We start from the raw sequence: 14798 nt of genomic DNA on the forward strand, positions 1-14798 counted from the left end.
AATCCATAGTATCTTTGAGCTATAAATTATTAGTCTATGAAATACAGAAATCTTGGAACCACAGGCGAAAAGCTTTCGGCTGTTGGTTTAGGTTGCATGGGTATGAGTTTTGCCTATGGACCGGGGGATGATACGGAATCTATTGCTACCCTGCATCGTGCGCTTGATCTGGGGATCAATTTCTGGGATACGGCAGATGTTTATGGCTTTGGAGTGAACGAAGAACTGATCTCGAAAGTATTGGTACCCAATCGCGATAAAGTTTTCATTGCCACAAAGTTTGGTTTCCGCCAGAAAGAAGGGGGTGGTACTTATTTCGATGGTTCGGTAGCTCATATGAAGAATTCAGTAGAAGCAAGCCTGAAACGTTTGAAGATCGATACCATCGATCTGTATTATGCGCACCGTATTGATCCCAATGTACCGGTGGAGGAAATGGTAGGGGCCATGGCGCAACTGGTGAAGGAAGGTAAAGTGCGTTACCTCGGTTTATCCGAAGCTTCTGTGGCCTCCATCCGCAAGGCCCATGCCGTGCATCCTATAGCTGCTTTGCAAAGCGAATATGCGGTGATAACCCGTGGCGTTGAAAAAGAAATATTACCCGCAATACGTGAATTGGGTATTTCACTGGTACCCTATAGTCCGCTGGCCCGGGGATTGGTTACCGCTACAGTACTGGATAAGTCGCAGCTGGCAGCCGATGATTTCCGCAGGACCCTGCCCCGCTTCGATGAAGCCAACTGGGACAATAACCAGCGCCTCGCGGCAGGGTTTGGTGAACTGGCTGTTGCAAAAGGCATTACACCGGCACAACTGGCACTGGGATGGGTATTGGCACAGGGTGAAGATATTATTCCCATTCCCGGCACCAAGAAGCGGAAGTACCTGGAAGAAAATGCAGGGGCAGCCGATGTGGTATTGACAGCCGGTGATTTGCAGGACATTGAAGCCTTGCTGAAAAAGTATCCCAATACGGGAGAACGTTACAATGAAGGGTCTATGAAGCTCGTAAACAACTAAGACAATAATTAGCGGGTGGTACCGGTCACTATCGGGCCACCCGCTTTTTTATACTATAACGGTATAGTGATTTGTTGAGTTCTCCACATTTGTGCTCCTCCCTTGTGCCCCTTGCCATAATTCCTGTCGTTCCACAACTTTCTTTGTAAAATCTTCGTACATTTCTTGGGTAATAACTGCTAGTAGCGGGCGCTTATATGTCCTTTTTGAGGTAAAGGCCCGTCTAAATCACTCAACATGAAAGGTATCCACATCGGCCGGTGGTTCAGGAACGTATCGATTGCAAAGAAGCTGTACTTCACGGTAGGGATTATGGCCCTGTTGATTGCCTTCGAGCTGGGCGCACTTATTTTTTCCATCAACACACTTTCTTCAGTAAGGGCTTATGTAAATGGCGAAGGGCTTTGGTCAAAGGCCCAGAAAGATGCCATGTACCAACTCCTTAAATATGGCCGCAGCAGGGATGAGGCCGATTACCTGGAATTCAAAGAATTCATGAAAGTACCCATGGGCGATCATAAAGCCCTGGTAGAATTGAGCAAACAGAAACCCGACCTCCAGGCAGCCCGGGAGGGGTTGATAGCAGGCCGTAATCATCCCGACGATGTAGAGGGGATGATCAAACTCTTCAGAAGATTCCACAGTGAAGATCATATCCACCGGGCCATTCTGGCCTGGAATGCGGCCGACAGCCTGATCCCCGAATTTTTCGTCATCGGCAACAAGCTGCACCAGGAGATCAATGCTACCAATCCGTCTCCGGAGCGTATCAATGCGATATTGGAGGAGATCGATCCCCTCAATGATAAGATCACGCCTTTTGAAGACAGGTTCTCCGCCACCCTGGGCGAAGGCTCGCGCTGGCTGGAAAAATACATCCTGAAGATATTGTTTATTATTGCGCTTACCGTAGAATTGACCGGGTTGGGACTGGCCATTGTTGTAAGCCGAAGCATACAGAAGGGACTGAATGAAATATTGCACTCTGCACAGGCCGTTACCCTGGGCAACCTGAGCAGCCGGGCAAAAGCCTTTTCCAACGACGAGATCGGCATATTGGCCAACGATTTTAACAAGATGGCCGCAGAGCTGGAGCGTATGACAGATGTGATCCAGGAAGCAAATATCACCCTGGAGCGCAAAGTGCAGCAGCGTACCTCCGAACTGGAACGTAAGAATAAGGAATTGGAACAATTTGCCTATGTAGCCTCGCACGATCTTCAGGAGCCTTTAAGGACTACCACCGGATTTGTAGAAGCCTTGCGCAAGCAGTACAAGGGAATGTTAGACGAACATGCCGACAGGTACCTGGACTACATAGCCCAGTCATCTGACCGGATGAAAATACTGATCAAAGACCTGCTGGATTATTCCCGCATCGGAAGGGAGAAGCAATTTGTACCAGTCAATTGTAATGTAATGCTGGCTGAGGTATTGTCTGACCTCGATACCGTTATCGGGGAAAGTCAGGCCGCCATTAAGGTTGGCGAACTGCCCGTAGTCAATGCTTTTCCTACGGAACTTAAATTGTTGTTCCAAAACCTCATCAGTAATTCCATTAAATTCAGAAGGCGCGGGGTAGCTCCTTTGATCAGCATTGATGTGCAGTCCAGGAATGGGTATTGGAAATTCTCCGTGCAGGACAACGGTATTGGTATTGATCCCAGTCACCACGACAGGATCTTTATTATCTTCCAGCGATTGCATAACCGGTCCGATTATGAAGGATCGGGTATTGGCCTGGCGCATTGCAAGAAGATCGTTGAATTGCATGGAGGAGAGATCTGGGTAGAATCTACGCCCGGAAAGGGCAGTACTTTCTTCTTTACGATTGCCGAGCACCCCGTCCACACCGAAGAAGAAAAAACGAATGCCGCCCGGCAGGTGATGAATCTTTAACCCTGGTTTAATGCCATCATATCCCTGAATATGGCCATTGTTGTATACTTTTCGTGCCCGCATCTTTGCGGTGTAGATGGCCCTGAAAGCCCCCTATACAATAATGTCTAACGATTGGTTCGCCCGGTAATAAAATACTGTAACCAAATAAATTATAACGATGGGAACCAAAATAATTTGCCTGTTTTACGAAGCACTTTAATAATTTTGCAGCATCTCAGGAAAAGTCCCTGCAACTCTCAGGCAGGTATTATCCAGGATTGACGCCCCCAGTCATCCCTGCTTTTATAGAAAAAGCAGCCATGATTACCCATGCATAATGATTGCGTGTTCCGGTATATTAGAAATATAAATGTGCATTATGAGCAACCAATATAGAGAAAGGCTTTCCGAAAAAAAGAAGATCCTCAAGGCATGCCTATTGGCGTTAGCGATGCCCCTTTTGTTGCCTGCACAGCAGCAAAGCAGCGATAGTGTATTACAACAGGCGACCCTGGAAAATGTAATACAGTATGCCATCAGGCGGCAGCCATTGATCCAGCAATCATTGATCGATGAGGAAACGACAGAGACAACGATTAAAAGCAAACTGGCAGACTGGTTTCCCCAGTTGAACTTCAATTACCTGTTCCAGCACAACTTCGAGGTACAAACAGCCGTGATCGGTGGAGAGGCCAGGAAACTGGGGGTAAACAATACCTCCGCCCTGCAATTTGGCCTTACCCAAAACCTGTTCAACCGCGATGCCTTGCTGGCCAGTCGCAGCGCCAGGGATGTACGCAATCTGGCAAAGCAGAATACCAGCAGCACCAAAATAGATGTGGCGGTCAATGTGGCCAAAGCATTTTATGATGTACTGGCCACTGAACAACAGATCAAAGTATCTCATGAAGACATCACCCGCCTGGAACGCAGCCTCAAAGATGCTACTGCTCAATATACCGCTGGCGTGGCTGATAAGACAGATTACAAAAGGGCTACCATCGCTCTGAACAATGCCAGGGCCCTCCTTAAGACGCACGAAGAACTCGTGATCGCAAAGCGGGAATACCTGAAGTCATTGATGGGCTACCCCACCAGCCAGCCAATAGACATAATATATGATAGCCTGCAAATGGAAAGGGAGATAACATTGGATACGACACAAACGGCCGATTATAAAGGGCGCATAGAGTTCCGGTTATTGGAAACCCAACGCAAGCTGCAACAGGCCAATGTGCGCTACAATAAATGGAGCTACCTGCCCAATGTATACGCTTCCGGCGCTTACAATTTCAATTTCCAGAATGATAAGTTCAGCAAGTTGTACAACACCAACTATCCTAACTCTTATGCAGCGCTTACTTTATCCATGCCTATATTCCAGGGCGGTAAAAGAAAGTACAATATCCAACAGGCAGAGTGGGAGCTGAAGTCATTGGATTGGCAGGAGATCAGCCTGAAGAATTCGGTCAACTCACAATATGCGCAAGCACTGGCTGTCTATAAAAGCAGCCTGGCCACTTACCTGGCATTGAAAGAAAATATGGACCTGGCCAGGGAAGTATATGATGTGATCAACCTGCAATACCGCTCGGGTGTGAAAACTTACCTCGAAGTGATCAATGCAGAATCAGACCTGCGTACAGCCCGCATCAACTATTATAATGCCTTATACGTGTTACTATCCGGTAAGATAGACGTACTAAAAGCATTGGGCCAAATCAATTATTAATATCAAACATCTCAGCATATGTTGTTTACAAGGATAGGATATTTTACAAGTGTAGGTTGCCTGTTGGCCATGGTTTCCTGTGGCGGTAATAAGCAACCACAACCAGGTGCTCAGACGCCGCAGGCTGTTCCCGTTACCGTGACCAAAGTAACTACTACCGATGCGGTTTATTTTGATGAATACCCGGGTACCCTTACTGCCCTCAACCAGGTAGAATTGCGTGCGCAGGTAAACGGATATATTACCGGCATTTATTTCCAGGATGGTGCAAGAGTGAAGAAAGGCCAGCGTTTGTATTCCATCGATCAGCAGGCTTATGAAGCCAACTACCAGCAGGCAGTCGCTTCGCTGGCGGTGCAGGAAGCCAACCTCATCAAAGCGCAGAAGGATGCCGACCGCTACCATGAGCTGGACAAGCAGGATGCCATTGCCAAACAACAGGTAGATAATGCTGATGCTGCACTCGAAGCTGCGAAGAAACAGGTAGAGGCTGCCAAGGCCAATATCCGCGCTGTGCAAACCAACGTAAGGTATACCACCATCCTGGCGCCTTTTGATGGCACCATTGGCATCTCACAGGTAAAAGTAGGTGGCCCCATATATGCCGGTACCACTATCCTCAATACGGTGTCTTCTGATGATCCCATGGCCGTCGACTTTACGATCAATCAAAAAGAACTCTACCGGTATGTACAGATGCAGCAAAAGGGTACAAAACCCAAAGACTCAATTTTCACGATTGCTTTTGGTAATGATGTGTATCCCTATGTTGGCTCTATCAGCCTGATAGACCGTGCCGTTGATCCGCAGACCGGTAATATTAAAACAAGACTTATATTTCCCAATCCCAAAGACATGCTGAAAGCAGGTATGAGCGCTACCGTGCGCGTGAAGAATAGTTCTTCCACACAGACGGTGGTCATTCCTTATAAAGCCGTTACCGAACAGCTGGGTGATTTCTTTGTGTATGTGGAAGCTGACAGCAGCAAGGTAACGCAGCGTAAAGTGGTATTGGGTAAGCAGATCGGTACAGATGTGATCATCAAGGACGGTTTGCAGGCCGGTGAGACCATTGTAGTACAAGGTGTGCAGAACCTGCGCGAAGGTGCTAAGATCACCACTGCACCGCCACAACAGCCAGGAGCACCAGGAGCAGCACCTGCTAAGAAGTAACGAGCGTTATTATTCGAACTGAGGACTTATAAAGACGATAACTAATGATAGCAGATACTTTTATAAAACGCCCGGTAACGGCCATCGTAATATCGATCGTGATTGTGCTGGTGGGCCTGATATCCCTGAACAGCCTGCCCATTGCGCAATACCCGGATATCACCCCGCCTACCGTTTCTATATCAGGTATTTTTACAGGTGCCGATGCCCAAACGGTGGAACAAACGACGACCACCGCTATTGAAACGCAGGTGAATGGTACACCGGGCATGACATTCATCAGCAGTAACAGTACCGGTAGCGGTCAAAGCAGTATTACCGTAAATTTTGAGATCGGAACAGATATTAATATTGCCACACTCGATGTACAGAACCGGGTAAGTGTGGCCGAGCCTACGCTGCCGGATGCGGTAAAGCGGTTGGGATTGACCACCCGTAAGCGTAACCCCAGCATCATGGTGGCCCTGGCCTTGTATTCTCCCAATGGAACCAGAAGCCCAACTTTCCTGGGCAACTATGCCAACATCTATTTGAAGGATGCCTTACTGCGTGTGAAAGGGGTGGGTGATATCGTGACCCGTGGTGATGATTTTGGTATGCGTATCTGGCTCGACCCCAAAAAACTGGCCGCGCTCAATATGACGCCAGCCGATATTACAGCCTCCCTTACAGAGCAAAACCTGCAAGTGGCTGCCGGTACCATTGGTGGTAACCCACAGCCTAATGCACAGGCTTTTGAATACAGCGTATTGACCAATAGCCGTATCAATACCAAGGCCCAGTTTGAAAGCATCGTAGTACGTACAAGACCTGCCGATGGCAGCGTTGTATACCTGAAAGATGTAGCCAGGGTAGAGCTCGGTAAATTTGATTATGGCAATAATGCCTTCGTAAATGGAAAATCAGCCGCCTTCATCCTCATCTACCAGGCGCCGGGCGCCAACGCCCTTGATACCTGGGATGGGTTGCAAAAAACACTGGCTGAGCTGAAAGCTGCTTTCCCGAAAGATGTGGATTATGCGGTGCCCCTGGAAACAGTCTCTGTAGTAAAGGTGTCTATCAACGAAGTAATGCATACCCTGGTGGAAGCATTGATACTGGTGATCATTGTGGTATTCCTGTTCCTCCAGAACTGGCGTGCTACGCTGATCCCCGTACTGGCCATCCCGGTATCATTGATCGGTACTTTCATCTTCTTCATTCCGTTTGGATTCACCATCAATACACTCACCCTGTTTGCATTTGTACTGGCCATTGGTATCGTGGTGGATGACGCCATTGTGGTGGTGGAAGCAGTGCAACACTATATTGACCACGAAAAGCTATCACCCAAGGAAGCTACCCAAAAAGCGATGGGTGATATCTCGGGTCCGGTAGTGGCCATTGCCCTTATCCTGGCTGCGGTATTTGTGCCCGTAGGTTTTATCCCGGGCATTGTGGGGCGGTTGTACCAGCAGTTCGCCATTACTATTGCCGTCTCGGTGATCATCTCAGCCTTTGTGGCCCTGTCTTTGACACCAGCCTTGTGTACCATCATGCTCAGGCCTTCCAAAGAAGAAGGCGCCCGTAAGAACATACTGGAGAAATTCTTTGCCTGGTTCAACCGGGTGTTTGGCAACCTTACCCGTTCTTATACTAAAGGGGTAGGCAGGTGGATCAAAGGAACGCCCTATGTGGTGATCATGATGATCTGCCTCTTTGTAGGTTTGTTCTTCCTGTTCAAAGCCAAGCCATCCGGATTTATACCTACCGAAGATGAAGGCCGTATGTTTGTGACCTATGAAATGCCGGAAGGTACTTCCACTACCCGTAGTGTGGCCATGCTCAAAGATGTAATGGCCAGGGTACAGGCCATACCCGGGGTAAGAGTAGTAGGAGGTTTGGCCGGTCTGAACATTATCAACTTCTCTTTCAAATCCAACTCCGGAACCATGTTCGTGAGTCTGGATCCCTGGGATGACCGGAAGGACAAGAGTTTGCAGCTGGACGGCATCATGGCCGAGATCAGGAAGCGGACCGGTGATATTAAAGAAGCCAGGATCCTGCCGATAGCCCCGCCTGCGATCCCGGGCCTTGGACAGACCTCCGGGTTTACTTTTGAATTACTGCAAACAACCAGTACCGATAATATCCAGGAATTTGAGAAGGTAGGACAGAAGTTCATGGGTGCCCTGTACCAGCGGCCTGAGATCGGTGTGGCCTTTACCTTCTTCTCTACCAAAACCCCCAGCTACCAGGTAGATGTAGACAAGGAGAAAGCCAAGAAACTGGGTGTACTGGTATCGGATGTATATGCCACCATGTCTACCTTACTGGGTAGTAGTTATGTAAATGACTTCAACCTGTATGGCAGAAACTTCCGGGTAATGGCCATGGCTGATAGCAGCTTCCGTTCATCGCTCAATGATTTCCAGAATTATTATGTGCGCAACAGCCAGGGCAATATGATACCGCTGAGTTCTTTGGTGACTTCCAAACTGGTAGAAAACCCTTCGGTGATCTCTCACTACAATATCTATCGTTCTATCGAGATCAACGGTTCACCCAAGCCGGGCTTTAGTAGCGGCCAGGCCATCCAGGCCTTGCGTGAAGTAGCAGCCCAGGTTTTACCCGCAGGATACAGTTATGAGTTTTCAGGTATGAGCCGTGAGGAGATCAAAGCAGGTGATAGCACCACTACCATCTTTGCGATCTCCATTGTGTTTGTATTCCTGTTCCTGGCCGCCTTGTATGAAAGCTGGTCAATACCTTTCTCCGTATTGTTTGCAGTACCCATCGGTTTGCTGGGTTCTATCCTCACGTTGACCCTGCTGCCCAACCTCACCAACAATATCTATGCGCAGATCGGTATGATCACCCTCATCGGGTTGGCCGCCAAAAATGCCATCCTGATCGTAGAGTTTGCCAAGGAGCGGGTAGACCGGGGTATAGATGTGGTGCATGCCACCCTGCAGGCCGTGCAGTTGCGTTTACGTCCCATTGTCATGACCTCACTGGCATTCATATTGGGTGTATTGCCCCTGGCCTTTGCCAGTGGTGCAGCGGCTGTATCACGCCAAACCATTGGCTGGACCGTATTCGGCGGTATGCTGGCAGCTACCACCCTGGCCATCTTTGTGGTGCCCGTACTGTTTGTACTGATCACCAAGATTGCCTACGGTCGTACACTGAAGAAGTTGAAAGAGAACCAGAAGAATGTAGAGCAGGTAGACCAGAATATTCTTTCAGGAGAAAGCTGATAGTGCCAGCCTGAGCTAACGCATGTCAGCCTGAGCCTGTCGAAGGCGGCTTCAATATAACAGGATGAATGAACAGGAAAGGGAATCCCCTTTCCTGTTTTTGTTTATAGTGGTGGGCCTTTTGCAGGTGCTTGCTTTTTTAGTGTGTAATTGACAATAAAAAGCTACCTTCCGGGTATTAATTTCCTAACCGGCGTTTTGCCACCCGAGTTCAATGCTTGTGCTATGATGAAAATGATCCTTTCGCTGGTGTTACTGGCCAGCACACTTACTACAACTGCTCAAGGGGGCACCCCCGTTGTTAGTCCCAACAAAAACATCCAGTTATTCACAGGTATCACCGATGGCCAGGCCTGGTACCGGGTACTGTATAAGGGTAACGAGGTCTTGCAAAAGTCAAAGTTGGGTATAGAGCGGCAGGATGAGCAGTTTACCGATGGCCTGGTATGGAAGAGCGTATCCGCTGTTGAAAAAGTAAATGATAATTATACCTCTGTTAATGCCAAGAAGAGCAGTATGGTCTACAGAGCCAATAAAAGGACCATTCACCTGCAGAATGCTGCTGGTAAGAAGCTGGATATTATTTTCCAGGTATCAGATGATGGTGTGGCATTCCGGTATTATTTCCCCGATGCGGCGGCTGATCGCAAGACCATTACGGCCGAACATACTTCCTGGCATTTTGGAAGTGATGTACAGGCCTGGCTGCAGCCCATGCAGGAAGCACAGGGTGGATGGGAGCATGTATACCCCTGCTATGAAGAGCACTACCTCCAGGGCATTTCACCCGCTACTGCTTCACCCTTCAAAGCAGGATGGGTATACCCCGCTTTGTTTAAAAAACAGGACACCTGGGTGCTGATCACAGAAGCTGCGGTAGACAGCACTTTCTGCGCTACCCGCCTACAATCCACGGCGCCCGATGGAGAATATAAAATAGGTTTCCCCGATACGCGCGAAGTATTTACCGGCAAAGGATCCTTGCCCGAATCCACCTTACCCTGGTATTCCCCCTGGCGCATCATCACTATCGGCTCTTTAAAGACAATAGCAGAATCTACCCTGGGTACCGACCTCGCAACACCTGCTATCCCCATAGATCATTCTTTTATTCAACCGGGCAAAGCTTCCTGGAGCTGGGCCCTTTTGAAGGATAACTCCGTGGTGTATGATGTGCAGAAGCAGTTTATTGATTATGCGGCTGACATGCATTGGCAGTATTGCCTGGTAGATGTGGATTGGGATACCCGCATCGGGTACGATAAAATAAAAGAACTGGCAGCCTATGCTGCTGCCAAAAAAGTAGGATTGATTGTATGGTTCAATTCCTCCGGCGATTGGAATACCACAAAGTATCATCCTAAGAGTGCCTTGCTTACCCGTGAAGCGCGCGACAGTGTATTTAGCAGGTTACAAACCATGGGCATCAAAGGCGTGAAGATCGATTTCTTCAATGGCGATGGTCGCTCCATGATGCAGTATTACCTGGACATTCTACAGGATGCCGCGCGGCATAAATTACTGATCAATTTTCACGGGGCCACCGTGCCGCGTGGATGGCAGCGCACTTATCCGCATCTCATGAGTGCTGAAGCGGTAAAGGGATTTGAGATGATCACGTTCAGTCAGCAGGATGCAGATGCGGCTGCCAATCACTGCACCATGCTGCCGTTTACCCGCAATGCTTTCGATCCCATGGACTTTACGCCCATGTGCCTGTATAAAATTCCTCGTATTGAACGTAAGACCACCAGCGCATTTGAACTGGCTTTATCCGTAGCCTTCTTATCGGGCGTTCAACATTATGCCGAGACGCCCGAGGGCATGGGCCATGTGCCGGATTATGTGAAAGGCTTCTTACGTACCCTGCCCAACCATTGGGATGATGTACGTTTCCTCGATGGCTTTCCCGGTAAGCTGTATGTGGTGGCACGTCGCTCGGGCAGGAAATGGTATATAGCCGGCCTGAATGGCGAGAACACCGCGAAGACCATTAAGCTCGACCTATCCTTCCTGCGTGGCAGGAAAGGGGCGCTCATTACAGATGGCAGGGAACCACTGTCCTTTGTTCAGCAAGCCGTTGCTTCACCAGCGGGCAAACCAACAACGATTGAGCTGTTGCCGAATGGCGGGTTTGTGATGCTGTTTGAATAAGTTTATTCCTGCCCCAGTTTTTTGTACAGGCTATCTTTATAGGTTACCCCCAGGGGCAATTCTTTATCGAGTATTCGGACCAGGCTGCCTTCTACAAATTGGATATGCCCCACATTAATAATGAAAGATTTGTGGATGCGGATGAATTGTTGTTCAGGAAGCAGTTCTCCGATCTTGTTGAGGGAGAAGTAGGAAGTATGGACCGCATTGGCCGTCACCACTTTGATATAATCGCCAAAGCCTTCGATGTAGAAGATATCCGGATAGGCAATGCGTAACAGTCGCTTTTGCACCTTTATAAAGATCGCATCACCCGGGGCCTGCGCCTGTGCAAGGGAAGCTACCTCTTTTGGCGCCACCACTTTTTGGATCGCTTTGATGAATCGCTCAAAAGTGATGGGCTTCAATAAATAATCTACCGCCTCCAGTTCAAAAGCTTCCACAGCGTATTCCATATAAGCAGTAGTAAAAATGACTTTGGGCGGATGCTTGATCGATTTGAGGAAGTTGAGGCCCGTAATACCCGGCATCTGAATGTCCAGGAAAAGCAGGTCTACGGGCTCACGGTGCAGCCATTCGAATGCTTCGAGCGCCGTTTCACAGGTGCCCACCAACTGTAGGCTTTTTACCTGCCTTACATGCGACTCCATCAGTTGGCGTGCCAGTGGTTCATCATCAATAATAAGGCACCTGGTCATTTAGGGGGATTTAGTTGAACACTTAAAGTAACGATAAATCTTGATTCCTCGGCTGCCGCCAATAGCTGATGGCGGCCGGGATATAATAGCTCCAGTCTTTTGCGCACATTGTACAATCCAATGCCGCCTTCCCTGGGGACTGCTTCTGTTTGCGGTGCTATGAGATTAGACGTTTGAAAAGTGATCTCGTCTTCATCCAGTGTCATGAACACCTGTACCTGGTTGCCGGGTATCTTGTAATGAAGTGAATGTTTAAAGCAATTCTCGATCAATGGTAAAAACAACAGCGGCTCCACCAGTATGCCATGAGGATTGCCTTGTACGCCGAATTGTATAACATTATCGTCGTTATGGCGTATCCGCTCCAGTTCCAGGTAGCTGTGCATAAAAGCAATCTCCTTCGCCAGCAATACCTTTTCTTCCCGCGCTTCATACAATACATACCGCATGATGCCGGAGAGATTGGCGATGGAAACAGATGTCTTCGGAGAACCCTGCAAACTCAGCGCATACAGATTGTTCAGCGTATTGAAGAAAAAATGAGGTTGGATCTGTGATTTCAACTGGTCGAGCTCCAGGCGCAATTTGTCCGATTGCAGCTGATCAACCATATGCTGCCGCTTGAACAATTCCCTGATAAAAAGAAATCCAATGGAGGTGAGCAGGATCAGCACCGTATACCCCATATTTTGTACCAGCCTGCCGTCCCAATGCCAGGGCTCCACAGAGGCGAGGTTGGAACGGTATTTTTCAGGAATGAAGGACAGGTTGATCATCAGCAGATAAGCAAGCCTTATATTGATCTCATACACCAATACATAGAATGGCAGCGATCCCAGAAACCACCAGGGTCGGTTATTGAACAGCGTGCGGGGCAACAGCCAGCGATAAAAGAACAGGATCGAAGGCGCCTGTAGTAGCTCAAGGAAGATAAGGCTCAGGGTAAAAGAGAACCGGTCGAATATCTGCACCCCCATTGAGAAGGGAACGATGACAAACAGGATAAAAAAGTAGAGCAGCTCCACCACTTTTACCTTCTTATAATAGCTCCAGTTTTTGGTTCCTTCAAACATGCTACAAATTAAAACTACTGTACATGCAATGGGGGAGTTATTTCGCCCAATTTACCATTTTGCACGCCCAATTTAAAGAAAGCCATTGAACCGGCAGGCCCCGGCATTGGGCTAAAATACAATCATGCACGTTTATTCCTGCCACAATTTTGCCTGCAAATCAAACACATGAAAAAGATCGTTGGCCTGCTATTGCTTTGCATCGTGGCCTGCAGCAGCCAGGCCCAAACCAATAAACAGGTTACACAACTGGCAACATTCGGCAAAGTATGGGGATTGTTGAAATATTATCATCCCGCTGCCGCTAAAGGTAAGCCTGATTGGGACAAAGAACTGATACGCATGGTCACACTGATAGAACAGGTCCCAAACAGAAAAGCATTCGATACCTTGCTCGAAGGATGGTTCCGGTCTTTGCCTGCCGCAAAGCTATCCGATACACCGGTCAACTGGTCAGCCGATTCGCTGGCAAGGATCTTCACAGAAAAAGACATACAAGAATTCAGGGTTTCAAAATGGCTGCAAACCGAACTGGTCCGTTTGTACCAGTACCACCAGCCCGATGCCAGCCGGTACGTAACGCGGTATTATAACAAACACTATTTCGATCATATCATCCATACCGAAGATGCACATGAAAAACCTGCCTTTCCCGATCGGCCCATGCGTTTGCTGGCCCTCTTCCGCTACTGGAATACCATCACTTATTTTTACCCCCATAGAGAACGCATGCACAACTGGCACGATGTGTTGACCCGGTACATCGGTCCGTTCCTCGCAGCCAAAGATTCCATACAGTACCGGAATGTCATTCGGGCGCTGGTGCATGAGCTCCCAGATGCACATGCCTTTTTACAGGAGCCCGACAAAGCATATTATTTCACACCATTTCGAATTGATTATATCGAAGGGAAATACCTGGTCGCTGCCTGCGATGACAGTACTGCGAAGAAATGGGATTACCGTATTGGTGATGAGATATTAACTATTAACGGACAATCGACCCGCCACAGGGAAAAAGAATTGTTGGCGGTCACTGCAGGTACCAATGCAGCTTCACTGTACCGCAATATTGCCCAGGAATTATTGAAGGTAGGTGACTCCGTGATCCAGGTAAGCTTCAGGAGAAACAAAGAGGTGATTACCCGGCCCGTTGAACTCCATACCTGGCAGCTATACAGGCGCATGCCCCAGGCTCCTGCCAAACCATGGTGGGAGGAGATTGAAAAAGGTATTTGGTACGTTCGCTTTTGTCGTATCACTAAGGCAGATACACTGCGTCGGTTGTTTCAGGATATCCAACAGGCCAAAGCCGTGATCTGGGATATGCGCGACTACCCCAATTACCAGGTTACCGCCGCACTGAATAAATTTCTTTTTCCCGCAAAGACCCAATTGACCGAAGAATCCAATGCCTGGGATCTTTATCCGGGCACCTTTATCAAAAGCCCCCTCTATTTTACGCCAGTCGCCAAAGAAGCGTTGATATACCAGGGGCCAATGATCATTTTGATAGATGAACATACACAGAGCCTTTCCGAATCAGTAGCCGCCGCAATGAAACTACGCCCCAATACCATTACCATGGGCCGGCAAACAGCCGGCACTACCGGCAATATCACCTGGTTTACCATGCCCGGTGGTTTAGAAGTGAGTTATACAGGGGTGGGCGTAAGGGGTATGGAACAAGGGTTTTGCCAGGGCGGGGGCGTTAAACTGGATAGGCCGGTTACCCTCACCCAGGCCAGGCTACTACATAGCAAGGATTATATATTGGAACAAGCCCTGCTGCATGTGAGCAATAACTGGAAGTGAAGCGCTGACGTTT

At 48.5% G+C, this 14798-nt stretch carries 9 protein-coding genes; 7 read left to right on the forward strand and 2 right to left on the reverse strand.

From position 1 onward, the window contains the following. Window positions 1-36 precede the first annotated feature (36 nt). The 6 genes from D3H65_RS29470 (at window position 37) to D3H65_RS29495 (ending at window position 11199) form a co-directional block, all read left to right on the forward strand. Window positions 37-1020: an aldo/keto reductase gene (locus D3H65_RS29470; protein WP_119053742.1), complete on the forward strand. Its 984-nt coding sequence runs from the start codon at window positions 37-39 to the stop codon at window positions 1018-1020. A 237-nt stretch (window positions 1021-1257) separates the two neighbouring features. Next, window positions 1258-2919, forward strand: coding sequence for a sensor histidine kinase (locus tag D3H65_RS29475; RefSeq protein WP_119053743.1), 1662 nt, complete (start codon window positions 1258-1260; stop codon window positions 2917-2919). 361 nt (window positions 2920-3280) lie between these two features. After that, complete coding sequence (locus tag D3H65_RS29480; RefSeq protein WP_119053744.1) at window positions 3281-4633, forward strand: TolC family protein; 1353 nt, start codon at window positions 3281-3283, stop codon at window positions 4631-4633. Between the two features lie 18 nt (window positions 4634-4651). Next, window positions 4652-5806, forward strand: coding sequence for an efflux RND transporter periplasmic adaptor subunit (locus tag D3H65_RS29485; protein WP_119053745.1), 1155 nt, complete (start codon window positions 4652-4654; stop codon window positions 5804-5806). A 44-nt stretch (window positions 5807-5850) separates the two neighbouring features. Next, a complete protein-coding gene (locus D3H65_RS29490; protein ID WP_119053746.1) occupies window positions 5851-9045 on the forward strand; it encodes an efflux RND transporter permease subunit in 3195 nt (1064 codons plus the stop codon). Between the two features lie 225 nt (window positions 9046-9270). Then, entirely contained in the window at window positions 9271-11199 is a 1929-nt protein-coding gene (locus D3H65_RS29495) for a glycoside hydrolase family 97 protein (protein ID WP_119053747.1), read from the forward strand. Between the two features lie 2 nt (window positions 11200-11201). On the opposite strand, the gene D3H65_RS29500 is transcribed toward D3H65_RS29495, so the two are convergent. Then, a complete protein-coding gene (locus D3H65_RS29500; protein ID WP_119053748.1) occupies window positions 11202-11897 on the reverse strand; it encodes a LytR/AlgR family response regulator transcription factor in 696 nt (231 codons plus the stop codon). Beyond that, on the reverse strand, window positions 11894-12970 hold the full coding sequence (locus D3H65_RS29505) for a sensor histidine kinase (protein ID WP_119053749.1): 1077 nt from the start codon (window positions 12968-12970) through the stop codon (window positions 11894-11896). The genes D3H65_RS29500 and D3H65_RS29505 overlap by 4 nt, the downstream gene beginning before the upstream one ends. Window positions 12971-13138: 168 nt before the next feature. On the opposite strand from D3H65_RS29505, the gene D3H65_RS29510 reads away from it, so the two are divergent. Beyond that, window positions 13139-14785, forward strand: coding sequence for a S41 family peptidase (locus tag D3H65_RS29510; RefSeq protein ID WP_119053750.1), 1647 nt, complete (start codon window positions 13139-13141; stop codon window positions 14783-14785). Window positions 14786-14798: the final 13 nt, after the last annotated feature.

The sequence above is a fragment of the Paraflavitalea soli genome, from assembly GCF_003555545.1.
Classification (GTDB): domain Bacteria; phylum Bacteroidota; class Bacteroidia; order Chitinophagales; family Chitinophagaceae; genus Paraflavitalea; species Paraflavitalea soli.

Excerpts from the sequence above, each read along its gene's own strand:
- D3H65_RS29470 (WP_119053742.1), top strand. The coding sequence starts at position 37 with ATGAAATACAGAAATCTTGGAACCACAGGCGAAAAGCTTTCGGCTGTT.
- D3H65_RS29475 (WP_119053743.1), top strand. The coding sequence starts at position 1,258 with ATGAAAGGTATCCACATCGGCCGGTGGTTCAGGAACGTATCGATTGCA.
- D3H65_RS29480 (WP_119053744.1), top strand. The coding sequence starts at position 3,281 with ATGAGCAACCAATATAGAGAAAGGCTTTCCGAAAAAAAGAAGATCCTC.
- D3H65_RS29485 (WP_119053745.1), top strand. The coding sequence starts at position 4,652 with ATGTTGTTTACAAGGATAGGATATTTTACAAGTGTAGGTTGCCTGTTG.
- D3H65_RS29490 (WP_119053746.1), top strand. The coding sequence starts at position 5,851 with ATGATAGCAGATACTTTTATAAAACGCCCGGTAACGGCCATCGTAATA.
- D3H65_RS29495 (WP_119053747.1), top strand. The coding sequence starts at position 9,271 with ATGATGAAAATGATCCTTTCGCTGGTGTTACTGGCCAGCACACTTACT.
- D3H65_RS29500 (WP_119053748.1), bottom strand. The coding sequence starts at position 11,897 with ATGACCAGGTGCCTTATTATTGATGATGAACCACTGGCACGCCAACTG.
- D3H65_RS29505 (WP_119053749.1), bottom strand. The coding sequence starts at position 12,970 with ATGTTTGAAGGAACCAAAAACTGGAGCTATTATAAGAAGGTAAAAGTG.
- D3H65_RS29510 (WP_119053750.1), top strand. The coding sequence starts at position 13,139 with ATGAAAAAGATCGTTGGCCTGCTATTGCTTTGCATCGTGGCCTGCAGC.